Annotated in this window: 9 protein-coding genes; 3 read left to right on the plus strand and 6 right to left on the minus strand. The window is 46.0% G+C overall.

Annotation, left to right across the window (positions count from 1 at the left end; translation table 11 throughout):
• Positions 1-224 precede the first annotated feature (224 nt).
• Positions 225-5,822, plus strand: a complete 5,598-nt coding sequence (locus ACW6QF_RS12470; protein WP_456088068.1) for an Ig-like domain-containing protein — start codon at positions 225-227, stop codon at positions 5,820-5,822.
• 347 nt (positions 5,823-6,169) lie between these two features.
• On the opposite strand, the gene ACW6QF_RS12475 is transcribed toward ACW6QF_RS12470, so the two are convergent.
• The 4 genes from ACW6QF_RS12475 to ACW6QF_RS12490 all read right to left on the minus strand — a co-directional run bounded on the left by ACW6QF_RS12475 (position 6,170) and on the right by ACW6QF_RS12490 (position 8,691).
• Entirely contained in the window at positions 6,170-6,331 is a 162-nt protein-coding gene (locus ACW6QF_RS12475; protein WP_456088069.1) for a DUF6722 family protein, read from the minus strand.
• A gap of 132 nt (positions 6,332-6,463) precedes the next feature.
• Complete coding sequence (locus ACW6QF_RS12480; RefSeq protein WP_456088070.1) at positions 6,464-6,769, minus strand: helix-turn-helix domain-containing protein; 306 nt, start codon at positions 6,767-6,769, stop codon at positions 6,464-6,466.
• A complete protein-coding gene (locus ACW6QF_RS12485) occupies positions 6,747-7,079 on the minus strand; it encodes a type II toxin-antitoxin system RelE/ParE family toxin (protein ID WP_456088071.1) in 333 nt (110 codons plus the stop codon). Before ACW6QF_RS12485 ends, ACW6QF_RS12480 begins: the two co-directional genes overlap by 23 nt.
• Positions 7,080-7,146: 67 nt before the next feature.
• Positions 7,147-8,691 carry a sulfatase gene (locus ACW6QF_RS12490; protein ID WP_456088072.1) on the minus strand — a complete coding sequence of 515 codons (1,545 nt, stop codon included), beginning with the start codon at positions 8,689-8,691 and terminating at the stop codon, positions 7,147-7,149.
• Positions 8,692-8,917: 226 nt separating this feature from the next.
• Here ACW6QF_RS12490 and ACW6QF_RS12495 point away from each other — a divergent pair, with 226 nt between their 5' ends.
• Positions 8,918-9,283 (plus strand): BlaI/MecI/CopY family transcriptional regulator, encoded by a 366-nt coding sequence (locus ACW6QF_RS12495; RefSeq protein WP_119216668.1) that lies wholly within the window; start codon positions 8,918-8,920, stop codon positions 9,281-9,283.
• Position 9,284: 1 nt separating this feature from the next.
• Complete coding sequence (locus ACW6QF_RS12500; RefSeq protein ID WP_456088073.1) at positions 9,285-10,655, plus strand: M56 family metallopeptidase; 1,371 nt, start codon at positions 9,285-9,287, stop codon at positions 10,653-10,655.
• A 91-nt stretch (positions 10,656-10,746) separates the two neighbouring features.
• Here the strand turns inward: ACW6QF_RS12500 and ACW6QF_RS12505 are convergent, their stop codons facing one another.
• Both ACW6QF_RS12505 and nadB read right to left on the minus strand, forming a co-directional pair.
• On the minus strand, positions 10,747-11,862 hold the full coding sequence (locus tag ACW6QF_RS12505) for a DUF4221 family protein (protein ID WP_456088074.1): 1,116 nt from the start codon (positions 11,860-11,862) through the stop codon (positions 10,747-10,749).
• Between the two features lie 68 nt (positions 11,863-11,930).
• Entirely contained in the window at positions 11,931-13,505 is a 1,575-nt protein-coding gene (gene nadB / locus ACW6QF_RS12510; protein ID WP_298548162.1) for an L-aspartate oxidase, read from the minus strand.
• Positions 13,506-13,518 lie beyond the last annotated feature (13 nt).

Below are 13,518 nucleotides of genomic sequence, written 5' to 3' on the forward strand. Positions count from 1 at the left end.
TGTGAAAGAAACACAAAAAATGTTGAAATCCAATGAAAAATAACTATATTTGAACCGTCTAATCAGACGCACTTAGTGGTATACTTTTCAATTACTAAGTGGAGTACTTTTCAGTTATTATCTACAAAATTAATTTGGCAGCTACTACTTATACACTCGATAGACAGCTTGTTATTAATAGACCTTTGGTTATTCATGGAGAAGCTGCAACAGACGGCAAGCCTATGACAACCCTGGAAGCGAATACAAATTGGACTGCAACTGGTAGTGAAGCTAACTTGGTATCTATTGAAGGTGAAGAAACAGGCAATGTTGCTTTGGATAATCTTTGCATAAAGGGTTCAAAAGGCTCCGGTGTTAATGCACAATCCAAAATGACAACCCATTTAAATAATGTAGCATTGGAAGGAAATGCTAAAGCCGGTTTGTTGGTTCATTCAGTAGTAGTAGCTGAAGGATTGGTAACAAAAAATAACTTTTGGGGTGGCGTAAATGTCGGAACAGACGGAACCCCGGTTTATTCTCCGAAGTTTACTTTCTCTCCTGATTGTTCTTTTGCCGAATCATCCAAGATCTGGTCCGAAGATACGAAAACAGATCCGGATCAATTAGTTGAAGGCCCGAATGGTTGGACTTCTTATGTGGGTGTTCAGGGTGCAAATACTAAGGAAATGCGTTATTGGACGAACTCGAAACTGATATCCGAATTCTATCAGCAGTTCCCCAATAAAACTGGCGACAAATGGAATAAAGGATATACATTTATTTATGCCAACGGTAATCCGATCACTATTGAACAAGGTTCAACAGCCGATTTAGTTAAAATCAGCGTAGATAACACGGATGATGTATTAGAAGTAGAGACAAGCAAAAATCCTGTTGTCTTCGGCGGTAGCAAGAATGCAACTGTATCTTCTTCCAAGATTACGATGAAAAGTGGAAAGGTTATGAATCTTTTCGGTGGTGGTTATGGTGAAAGCAATGGTTCCACTGCAGCTGCAACAGCCCAACCGGCAGGTGTAACAGGCAATACTGTCATTAATGTTTCTGGAGGTGAAGCCCATAATATTCTCGGTGGTGGTTTGTACTATTCTAAGTCAAATACTGTGAATATTACAATCAGTAAAGTTACGATGGATGTTAATGCTTGGGTTATGTGTGGCGGTATGGAAAGCGGTCTGACAACGGCTGGTAAGTATCCGACATTTAATAAATGCACGAATACAGTCGACGAGGGCACTCTTACTATCACAGGCGGTACGTTCTGCTATGTATGTGTCGGTGGTACAGATGGCTGGGGCGGCTATGTGAAAAAAGCAACAGCTAATATAAGTGGAACTGCAGACTCTGCAACTTCTTTGGTCGGTATTTTCGGTAATGGTTCGAACGGTGGTTCGGATGAGGTTATCGGAACATTGACCGGATGTACGTTCACAAGTATGGCTGGCGGTTATGATACTGAGATTGCCAGTATCAATCGTGGACATGTGAAAGATGTTACATTGAACTTTAATAAATGTATATTCCCGGAGAGTGTTATTGCTTATATCGGTGGAACAAAAGGTTGGAAAAAAGATTATAAATCTTCCGATGTAGAAGTTGTTTCTCCCGGTACGGTTTCATTCTCTTTTAATGAATGTACGAATACTCCGACATTAGGTTTGAGTGATGGTCTGGATAATGCAAATGTGACTGTAGCTGGTGCTCCGGTTCAGGTTGCTTCTTTCGATAATGGTATGGATGCAAAGAAAACGGCCTTTACAATTGTAACAGGTAAAACTTGGAACTTGAATGGCGGTTTGACATTTGCGACAGGAGACAATGCTGCTACTCTGACTAATGGCGGTACACTCAACGTCACCGCTTCTACTCCTGCCATGTTGCAAGATGCTTTAACAGCCGGTGCAAACAAGGTGAATCTGGATGCAACGAATTTTGAACTTACCTCTAATCTGGAAATTACGAATCCGATTGCCTTGATAGGAACAGTAGGAACGGAAAATGCGATTACGACTATTACACAGGCAACACAAGCAGGATCGGCAACAACAGGTGATAATTTGGTTACTGTTAAGAGTACAAAAAATGTCTCATTAGAGAATATCAAGATCACTAAATCTGATAATTATGGTCTGCATGTATTCAATTCTGACAGTGTGAGATTGACGAACGTCACTTTGTCCGACAACAAAGCCGGTGGTCTCTTAGTAAACGGTTCTACTGTGACAGCAGATAAGCTGACCACTGAAAACAATGCTTGGGGCGGTATCGAAGTCGGTAAAGGCGAAGGTGTCACTAAAGAACCTAAACTGACGATCTCAAACAGTACATTAAAAGAAACGTCTTCAATCTGGGCTGATACCGATCCGAGCAAGGAAGGTAGCGAAAAGGTTGCTGAATGGGTAGCCGGTACAGGATGGAATATGTTTGTAGAACAACCTTCCGGTAAAGAATACAAACAAACTTTCTGGTCACAGAAGACGAAGATACAGATCAATGTGACAAAGAGTACGTTCTTCTATGATGGAGAAGTAAAGAATGTCACTTATACGGTAACGCCGGAAGACGTAACAGATGTTACAGTTACTTATAAGACTATTGCAGAAAATCCGACGGTAGTGGAAGCCGATACCATTAAGAATGTAGGCTCTTACTATGTAATCTTTACTCGTGAGGCAGATGCAACTTATCTGGCATTGAATGATACCGTAACGATGTCTATCAATGCAAAGGGTGTTCCTGTTATTAAAGGTAACTTGCCTAAAGCAACTTCTGTTGAAGCCGGACAACCTTTGTCTATGTCCTTCCTTGAAGGTGGTAAAGCAGTAGTTAGCGGAACTGAAGTATTAGGCTCTTTCTCTTGGGCAGATGCCAACATGATCATGCAAGAAGGTGATAACAAGTGCGCAGTAGTCTTTACTCCTGCTAATTTGGCTGAAATGGAAGTGGCTGTGGATACGATTGTAATCAATGCAAAGCGCTACTTCACCGTAACGACTGGCGTCAGTGCAAACGGTAAGGCAGTCATTGCCAACAAATCGACTTCCGACCGCTATGCAAGAGGTACTCAATTGAACTTTACGATCACTCCGGAAACAGGATATGAATTTACCGGTTGGAATGAGAAAACAGATCATAAGGAAACTTCTTATACGGTAGGGCAGGATACGAGCTTCGTAGCCGGATTTACGAAGAAGAAGTTTACGGTTACTGTAACTGATCCCGGAAACAGCAATGCGTTGGCTGTGAAATATAAGGATGCGAATGGTTCTGAACAGACTGTTTCTTCTCCGGCTATATTGGATTACGGAACTATCCTGACCGTTACGGCAACTGCCGCTCAAAGCTATAATGCAGAAGCGATCTCTGCAACCGGTTCTACCTTGAGCAAGGGACAGATATTCTTGGATGCAAACACGACTATTTCCGCAACGTTCGTTGCTAAACCTGAAACACCGAAGACTGTTACTGTAACTGCACCCGAAGGTGGTACGATCCGTTTGACAGACAAAGAGACAGGTAAGGAAGTCGTGGCCGGTAGCTCGGTTAAAAGTGGTACGGCAATTATTATCGAACGTACACCGAATAAGGGTTACAAACTGGCAGACGCTACTCAGGCAAGAACCGAACAGACTGTTTCTGATAATGTAACTATTACTGCCTCTTTCGAAAAAGAAGTCTATACGATCACTGCAAAAACTGGAACCGGCTATACATTGAATGTGGATAAATCGACAGGCTATTATGGCGATCAGGTTAAGGTTGGCTATCAGATACAGCCGGGCTATAAAGCCGTTGCCCTGATGGTTAATGCAAAAGAAGTTCCGAACAACAGTACCTTCACATTGACTGAAAACACAACCGTTCAAGTTATCGTGAAAGAAAAGGCAACTGTCGCTGTTAAAACAGACGAGCAGTCTTACGTTTATAACAGCTACAACCAGGCATTCGTAGTGAAAACTACTCCTGCCGGTCTGGACAGCGTTTCTGTCTCTTACACAAAGAACGGAACGACCGTCTCTACTCCGATTGATGCCGGTACATATACCGTACACATCAACCGTCCGGAAGACGAAAACTTCAAGGCGTTGAATGTTACAGCTACTTTGAAGATCACACCGGCTCCGATCGTGATTACGGCTCGTCCGACTGCTGCAGACGGAACAGGTGGTGTTGCTTCTGTAGCTGGTGCATGGGCATCCGGTAGTAAGCCGTCTGATCCGGTCCAGCCGATGACAAAGGCGTTGAAGTCTACTGATCCTTCTTTTGCAATCTTTACCCCGACCAGTACTAACTACGCAGTAGGCTATTGTGCTCCGGGAAGTACGCTGGATATGAAAGTGTCCATTACACAACCGGCCGTTGGCGGTACAATTACGGTTTGGGATGGTAATTTGCAGATTGCAGGTGATGGCACTGGCAACAATGCTTTGAAAAATACAGAACTTCGTGCTATCGCAACTCCGGCGGAAGGTTACAAGTTCAGTGGATGGACAAGTGGTATAACATCTGATGGTGATAAGACTAACGCTTCTGCTACGGTTACACCTTCTGATAACATTACTTTTGCTGCTACATTTGTTGAGAAAGTAACATTAACTCCTTCTGTTACGGAAAATGCTTCTGCTGAATACGATGGAACAGTCAAAGGCGGAAACCTGACAATCAGTGCAAATACAAATGTTACGGATGGTTGGTCATACAGTTTCCAGCAGAACGGAATGACTGTTATTCCGGTAAATGCAGGTAAGTATGATGTAGTGGTGACACGTGCTGCCGATGCTGATAATAAGGCTTGTCGTGTAGTTCTTACCGGTGCATTTGAAATCAAAAAAGCAACTCCGGTCGTAGCAACAACACCTGTTGCAACCGTTGTGAAAGGCGCAATGTTGCATAGTGCGGAAGTAACTGGCGGAGCAGCTTCTACGGATGGTACATTTGTATGGAAAAGTAGTAATGAAGCAGTCAATGCTGATGCAACGGATAAAGTGATGGTATTCGTCCCTTCCGATACCGATAACTTCTCAGAAGTAGACGTAACGGGTGTAAAAGTTAAAACGACCGACCTTCAGGTTATCTCTTTCGTACAGCCTGAAAATGGAACAATTGTCGTTAAACGTGGCGAGACTGTTCTGGTTTCCGGTGATCCGATAGCAAGTGGCGATAAACTTACGATTTCCGTTAAGCCTGCTTCCGGTTATGAACTGCAATCTTTGACTGTTGCGGGTACTGCCTTTACAAATGGCGGAGAATATACAGTTTCAGGCGATGCAACCGTAAACGTTGTTGCAGTAATGAAGAAGACACAAACTGGCGGCGGAACGACCGAGCCGGAAACTGTAGCTGTAAGTAGTGTATCTTTGGATAAGACTGAACTCACGCTTCCACGTCTGGATACTTATACATTGAAAGCGACTGTCAATCCGTCTGACGCTACCAACAAAAGTGTTACTTGGAAGAGCAGCGACGAAAGTATAGTTAAAGTAGATGCTGACGGTAAAGTGACAGCTTTGAAAGTAGGTAAAGCAACTATCACTGTTACAACTGTCGATGGCGGCAAAACCGCAACTTGCCAGGTGACGGTAGATTTCGCAACCGGCCTCGAAGAAGCCCTTGCCAATACGGAAGTGTTCGGAAGAAAGGGGAATATTTATGTGAATCCGATTCAGCCGCTGCAGGTGACCGTTGTGAACATGATCGGTAAGATCGTCTACAATGCACGTATCAGTGGCAATACGCAAATACCGGTAACGAAAGGCATTTACATTGTGAAATTAACCAATGCCGGCAATACTATTGTTACCAAGGTTAATGTATACTAATCCATATATGTATAGAGAGTTTTAGTATTGAATGAGAAAGGGCGTCCGCGAGGATGCCCTTTTTTTATATCCCTGCCCGTACACAAATCCCCCTAACACAAAAAAGAGAGCCTCTTTTCAAAGAAACTCTCTTTCCATATATACCTGCCCTTGCAGTTACTTACAAGGATTTAACCTATCTCTTTCCAGCCGGAGTCAGCAGGAATATCAGTAATCCAAATGCAATTACTCCTAACATACCATATAAAACATACGCTGCTTCCATAATTATCCTTTTCTATAAATTAATATTATTATACCACACAGAGCAAATGCTATGGCAATTATACCAGCCATAATAATTAATCCTATTTTTTAGATATCAGATTCAAAGCTGTCGTTATCACTGCACCGCCAATAACCAGTTTCGATATATCCAATAAATATTTTGCAATCTCTTTCGAGACGTTTATACCTTCTTCCCTTACTATCGGAATAACTTGTACTCTTGAACTTCGTTTTTTCTTCATAGTCAAGACTTTTTGTGTTAAACATTAAGTAACAACAAAGGTAGAAAAGATACCAAACCTTTTCTACCTTTTTAGTCTATTTTTTGATAGAGATGGGGTTATGCCTCATCCTATATGCTTAGGGAAAACGATCTACATAGGACGCAATTCCACCGTTAATCCCATTGCGGCAGCTATACGGTATAGGGTGGAGACGGTAGGAACAGTCAATCCTCTTTCGATTCTTGAAATATACCCTTTGTCCGCACCTATGCGCTTAGCAAGTTCTGCTTGCGTTAGTCTTGCATTCTTGCGGGCATCCAACAGGATTTGGGCGTTATATTCCTCCCATGCCTTTTCAACAGCTTTCTCCCGTTCAGGAGTGCCTATTTCTCCTAATTCTTCATCCAACCATGCACTGACATCGTAAATGTCTTTACTGATTTCCTTTAGTTCCATAATACTCCTTTTTTAATTTTATTGCTTTGTCGATTTCACCATCGGGTGTTTTCTGTGTTTTCTTTTTGAAACAATTGAGTAATATTACTATTATGTTTCCATCGTATATGAAGAATATTCTAAATTCATTGTTACCATAGGTCACTCTAAGTTCATAAATTTCATCTCTTATGAACTTGATGTAGTGGCTTGGTATTTTATCTTTCTCTTTGAAAAGAGCTAACGTTCGTTGTATTTTTTTGCGTTCTTGCTCTGAAAGTCTTGAGATAAATTCTGAAAAATACTTCTTGTATGCGATTATCTTTTTCATGGGACAAATATAATGTAAGTTATATATATGTACAACTTTTGTGGATGTTTTATTGACGTTTTATTTATTAATTTCTCTCATCCGGCCAAGGGCAAGCCTTCCCTGTCGCCTTGAAAGACGGACGTTGGGCGTCTACCTTTCGGAGGTGGTCGCCGAGTTCTTTGGAGAGACGTTTGACGATTTCCGGGTGACGGGTGCTAAGGTCGTTTTTTTCGCCGATATCGTCGGAGATGTTGAACAATTCTTTCTTGCCGGTGCCGTAATAGTAAATCAGTTTCCAGTCGCCATTGCGGACCGCACAGTTGAAGTTGATGCCCGGACCGTCGTTGCCCCAGTTGTTCGGCATATTCCAGAAGAGGGAACGCCCTTTGGAAGGATCGCCCGTCCCGGTGAGCAGAGGAACGAAGCTGATGCCGTCGATCGGTTGCACCGTCTCGTAGTCCTTCACTCCGGCCATTTCCAGAATAGTCGGGTAGAAATCTTCTATCAGCAGGTATTTGTCGCAACGGGTATTCGGTTGGGCCACTCCCGGCCAACTGACGATCATCGGCTCGCGGATACCCCCTTCGAAAAGGGAACCTTTGCCGCTCAGCAACGGGTAGTTCTGCGTATGCAGCGGACCATCCCTCCAGGCTGATTCGGAAGCAAGGCCGCCGTTATCGCTCATGAAGAGGATGATCGTATTGTCCGCCTCCCCGTTCTTTTCCAGCCAGTCCATCAGATCACCCAGGCTCTTGTCCATCCCTTCGATCAGGGTGGCGTAGGCTGCCTCATGGTCCGTCATTCCTTTCTTCTTGTATTTCTCGTAGAAGCGCATATCTTTGTTCAGCGGGATATGGATGGCATAGTGGGACATGTAGAGGTAGAACGGCTGGTTGTATTTCTTCGCCTTGTCGAGTGCCTTGATCGCCTCCAATGTCAAGGCTTCGGTAGCGAATGTCTCCGTGCCCCAATACTTTTCGAGGCCGGGGATGGACATCAGCGAAGTCGGTTTGCCATCCTTCGTATGGCCGTAATTCTCTTCGCCTAAATAGCTTGCCAGACCGCCGGCGGCATGACCGGAAATGTTGACTTCGAATCCCCAGTGGTGCGGGTCCTCTCCCGGAGTGTCGATCGCGCCGAAATGGGCTTTTCCGCAGTGGATCGTATGGTAGCCGCTGTTCTTCAGGAGCTGGACAAAAGAGGTTCCGACGAAGGTATTGTTGGTCCCCGGAACTTGGCTGACGCCGTTGTAGTTCCAGTCCGGTATGTCGAGCAGGCTGTCTTTGCGGTCGGTCGTCTTGTTCTTCTGGAGCGTCCAGTTGGTGACACGGTGGCGGGCGGCATTCGTCCCGGTGATCAGGCTGCAACGGGACGGGGAACTGATGCTGCTGGCATACGCCTCGGTGAACATGACTCCCTGGCGGGCGAGGCGTTCCATGTTGGGCGTCTCGTAGACTTCGTTATAATGTGTCTTTTCTGTCCAGAAGGGCAGGGAAGTGTCTTCCCATCCCATATCGTCAACCATAAAGAGAATGATGTTCGGCCGTTTGGCAGGTTGGTCGGCTGCCTGCATGTTTCCTGTCTGGAAAGCGGGAAGGATTGCTAAAGGCAATAAAATTCGTTTGTCCATCTTTTTTGTGTTTTTCGGTTTATATTCCTGTGAAAGTCACGAATATGACAAAGGTACGCTTTACAGAAGAAATGGAAGAGGCTTCGGAATCCTTTAGTGAATATTTGCATTTCGAGGGCTATATATTGAATTATTGCTAAATATAGTAGTTTAACTATTTATTGTAGTTGTATTATTGCACTTTATAGTTATCTTTGAGCATTCACCTGATAAATGAACATCGAATATGAAGAAACTGACTCCCAAAGAAGAAGATATCCTGAGTTATTTCTGGACGAACGGCCCGTTGTTTATCCGTGAGTTATTGGAATTGCAGGAAGAGCCCAAGCCGCACTACAACACGTTGTCCACGATCGTACGCGTGCTGGAAGAGAAAGGCTATATCGGGTATCGCCCGTATGGAAACACCTATCAGTATTATGCGTTGGTTTCGGAAGACGAATACCGGAACAAGACGCTGAAGAACGTGGTAAGCCGCTATTTCGGCGATTCCTATACGCGTGTCGTTTCTTCGCTGATAGACCGTGACGAACTGTCGGTCGAGGAATTGGAAGAATTGCTACAGCAGATCAAGAACCGTAAAAATAAATGAGATGGTTGCCTTCCTCCTTTATATCGTCAAGTCTACTTGTTGCCTGACTCTGTTTTACTTGGGTTATAAAGCCTTGTTGAGCAACGAGACGTTTTTCCGCTTCAACCGGATGGTGCTGCTGGCGGGGATGCTGGTGTGCATGCTGCTGCCGTTTGTCGAGCTACGGACGGAATCGCCCGGTGTGCTGCAAATGCCGTTGTTGCAGTTGGAAGAGATGATACAGGAAGGAGTGGGGGAGACGGTTTCGCAGCACTCCGTTGTCCAGGTTGGAACGGAGATCGTACCGGCTGTACGGGAGGCTTCCGGCTCATGGGGAGAGTGGGCGGTTTACCTCTATCTTGCGGGGATGGCGGTTGTCCTCTGCCGGCTGGTCCGCTCGTTTGTGAGTTTGCTTTGGCTGATCCGGAGTGGCGAGAAGATACGGAAAGAGCGTTATACGCTGGTGCTGGTCGGCAGGCCGGTCGCTCCTTTTAACTGGGGGCCGTATATTGTCCTGTCGTTGAAAGATTATTGTGACTATCCGGATGAGATATTGACGCATGAGCAAGTCCACCGGCGCAAGCATCATTCGTTGGACTTGATCTATACGGAGGCAGTCGTGCTCCTGCACTGGTTCAATCCCGCAGCCTGGCTGTTGAAACGGGAACTCCAGGAGGTTCATGAGTATCAGGCGGATACGGGCGTACTTAAAAATGGCATCGATGCAACAAAATATCAATTGTTATTAGTGAAAAAAGCTGTTAGCGCGAGCTCCTACACCTTTGCTAACAGCTTCAATCACAGTAAAATTAAAAAACGAATTACTATGATGTTAAAAGAGAAATCGAACAGTTGGGCCCGGTTGAAGCTCGTGCTTTTAGTTCCGGTGGCAGCATGTAGCATGCTTGCTTTCGCCCGCCCGGATGTAAACCGGGAGTTGACAAACTTAATGCAGAGCGAAGATACGACAATTTCTCCGGTCGGACAACCGTACACCCGTGAATTCTTCGACAAGGAGATCGACCGGTATATCGGACAGGCGGGAGGCGGACAGCTTTCAGGCTCGGAAAGACTTGAGTTCATGGAGAAACATGTGACGCGAACGGACTTCCTGATTAATGCCAATGACCAGATACTGTATGGCAACGATTTTGCAGAGATGTTCGAAATGCCGGCCAAGTTGAAAGCGACTCTGTCCGGGGCATCCGGTAAAAAGCCGGTGATGATCTTTTTCCTCTGTGATGCGCATACAAGCGATGCGGCAGTTGAAAAGGCGTTGGAAGTAGCGGGCAAAGCTTTTGCCGACTATCAGGCAACGGAGTCCGGAAAGAATACCCCGACCCTGTTTTTCTTTGGAGAACCGCGTAAGAACTATCCTCCTAAAAAGAAATAGTGCGTAATAAAAGGGTACATGCTTTTCCCAAAGAGGATGCATGCTCTTTGAAAAAAGGATGCATGCTTCCTCCGGTTTTATCGGGTGAGGCTTATTTCTCAACCAACTCGAACTTCCGGAAACTGAGGATATCGTCGCTGAACCGGGGATTCAGATAATGACTGTCGGAAATGTATAGCCCTTCGGGACGAACCAGCATGATGGTTGGATTGTAGGTATTGTCGGGAAAGAGGGTTTCGCCGAGAATACGGAACTCTTTATCGAGAATGATAATGCTGAAGTTCTTACGTCCGAATTGTACGAGTTCCATAGGACGGACGCCTTTATCCAGAGTCGAGGGCGGATAAGCGATCCGGTAATAGACTTCCCGGTAAGGGTCGTACAGCAGGTTGTTATACCAGGCATTCACACAGAAATCTTCGGGACTTGCGGTAAGCTCGTCCGGCAGTTGTACTTTGTCGAAGTATTTGCTTTTGACCGGGACTTTCCGTATCGAGTCGTGTTCGGGAGTAGCCACATAGATATTCTCGTCATAATGGAACGAGTAAACGAAATGTTTTCCGTCATAACAACGGCTGTAACTGGCTTCCATGCCGTACCGTTTCAGCTTGACTTCCGAACCGGGATAATCGGGATAATCGAAAGGCAGTTTCTTTTCCTCTTTCGTGTTCATGTTGATTGCGACGGAAACAGGGTCATGCTCGATCAGGCGGTTCGGCTCTATGCAGGTATATAGAGTGTGTTCGATGCGTACAGGCAATTGTGAAGCTGTAACCATAAAACAGGAAGGCTTTAATCCAGGGAAAGGCTGCTTATCGAGAAGTTCGCAGTCCTTATTAATCAAGTATAGCCCACTTTCGTAAAAACTAAAGACGTAAATACTGTCGAGATTCTGAATATAATAACCGAATGTCCTCCCGACGCCGTTGCTTCCTTCCTGCGGCGGGGTGATCCTGAATGCCGGCTTCTGCTGTTTCAGGTCATAGAAGTGGATCGTATTGTTTTCAAAGTTCTGGAAAGTGAGATATTCTTTTCCGTCTTTGTCTTTATAGAGGGAATAAATGTTGAAGTTGTTTTTCGTGTCCGAATCGATCGGGAAAGACAGCGTTTCGTCTGTCTCTTTCAATTCGCAGGCTCCGTACTTTTTGTGTGTTGAACAGGCGACGGACAGGAGTAGGAGGAATAGTAATAAATGGTGTTTCTTCATATTCGTATAAAAATTAAGAAAGAGGAATGTGCCGAAGTTCTTTCCGGCGCATTCCTTTCCGAAGTCCTTTAATCTTTCTTTACCGGCGGATAGTCGATCGTGTAGTGTAGTCCGCGGCTTTCCTTGCGTTCCATAGCCTGGCGGGTGATCAGGTAACCGACGTTGATCATGTTACGCAGTTCGCACAGTTCTTTGGAGGCCTTGCAACGCTTGAAGAGGCTTTCCGTCTCTTCGTACAGGATGTCCAGGCGGTTCCAGGCACGGGTCAGGCGGGTATTGCTGCGGACGATGCCGACGTATGATTCCATGATCTGGTTCACCTCCTTCATGCTCTGGGTGATCAGCACGCGCTCTTCGGTGGAGATCGTGCCCTCGTCGTTCCATTCGGGGATGTCGGTGTTGAAGTCGTAACGTTCGAGGACGCTCAGAATATGTTTGGCGGCTGCATCCGCATATACGACCGCTTCGATCAGCGAGTTGGAAGCCAGACGGTTCCCACCGTGCAGGCCGGTATTGGAACATTCGCCGATCGCATACAGGCGGCGGATGCTGGACTGGCCGTTCAGGTCCACACTGATACCGCCACACAGATAATGGGCGGCCGGTGCTACCGGAATATAATCTTTGGTGATGTCGATGCCGATGCTGAGGCATTTCTTGTAGATGTTGGGGAAATGCTTCTTCGTCTCTTCCGGATCTTTATGTGTCACATCCAGGTAGACGTGGTCTTCACCCCGGAGCTTCATCTCGTTGTCGATCGCACGGGCTACAATGTCACGCGGAGCCAACGAGAGGCGCTTGTCGTATTTCTGCATGAACTCTTTTCCGTCCAGCGTACGGAGGACGCCGCCATACCCGCGCATAGCCTCGGTAATGAGAAAGCAGGGACGGTCGCCCGGATGGAAGAGGGCGGTCGGGTGGAACTGGATGAACTCCATGTTTTTGACAGCTCCCTTGGCGCGATAGACCATTGCGATACCGTCGCCCGTAGCGATCAGCGGGTTGGTCGTGTTGCGGTAGACGGCTTCACAACCGCCTGTAGCCATGACCGTCACTTTGGACAGGAAAGTGTCTACCTTGCCGGTGTCTTCGTTCAGCACGTATGCTCCGTAGCATTTGATGCCCGGCGTATGACGGGTGACGATGATACCCAAGTGATGCTGCGTGATGATCTCTACCGCAAAATGGTGGTTGAATATCGTAATGTTGGGATGTCTCTTGATCGCTTCGATGAGGCTAAGCTGGATCTCGGCGCCGGTATTGTCCTTGTGGTGCAGGATGCGGAACTCGGAATGTCCTCCTTCGCGGTGAAGGTCGAACTCGCCGCTTTCCTTCTTGTCGAAGTTCACGCCCCAGCCTATGAGTTCTTTGATCTGGTCCGGTGCATGTCGTACGACCATCTCCACGGCTTCCCGGTCGTTGATCCAGTCGCCGGCAATCATTGTGTCTTCAATATGCTTGTCGAAATTGTCTACCAGCAGGTTTGTTACCGAAGCGATGCCTCCCTGCGCGAAGTAGGTGTTCGCTTCTTCCAGCTCTGTTTTGCAGATGATGGCTACTTTCCCCTTATCGGCTACCTTCAAGGCGAGGCTCATGCCGGCGATACCGGAACCGATCACTAAGAAATCGAATTGTTGTACCATAGTTTATATCCTT

It is taken from the genome of Parabacteroides sp., assembly GCF_977054455.1.

What these genes read in the sequence shown, in the direction of transcription:
- ACW6QF_RS12505 (WP_456088074.1), bottom strand. Translation starts at nt 11,862, where the DNA reads ATGAAGAAACACCATTTATTACTATTCCTCCTACTCCTGTCCGTCGCC.
- ACW6QF_RS12490 (WP_456088072.1), bottom strand. Translation starts at nt 8,691, where the DNA reads ATGGACAAACGAATTTTATTGCCTTTAGCAATCCTTCCCGCTTTCCAG.
- ACW6QF_RS12495 (WP_119216668.1), top strand. Translation starts at nt 8,918, where the DNA reads ATGAAGAAACTGACTCCCAAAGAAGAAGATATCCTGAGTTATTTCTGG.
- nadB (WP_298548162.1), bottom strand. Translation starts at nt 13,505, where the DNA reads ATGGTACAACAATTCGATTTCTTAGTGATCGGTTCCGGTATCGCCGGC.
- ACW6QF_RS12470 (WP_456088068.1), top strand. Translation starts at nt 225, where the DNA reads ATGACAACCCTGGAAGCGAATACAAATTGGACTGCAACTGGTAGTGAA.
- ACW6QF_RS12500 (WP_456088073.1), top strand. Translation starts at nt 9,285, where the DNA reads ATGGTTGCCTTCCTCCTTTATATCGTCAAGTCTACTTGTTGCCTGACT.
- ACW6QF_RS12475 (WP_456088069.1), bottom strand. Translation starts at nt 6,331, where the DNA reads ATGAAGAAAAAACGAAGTTCAAGAGTACAAGTTATTCCGATAGTAAGG.
- ACW6QF_RS12485 (WP_456088071.1), bottom strand. Translation starts at nt 7,079, where the DNA reads ATGAAAAAGATAATCGCATACAAGAAGTATTTTTCAGAATTTATCTCA.
- ACW6QF_RS12480 (WP_456088070.1), bottom strand. Translation starts at nt 6,769, where the DNA reads ATGGAACTAAAGGAAATCAGTAAAGACATTTACGATGTCAGTGCATGG.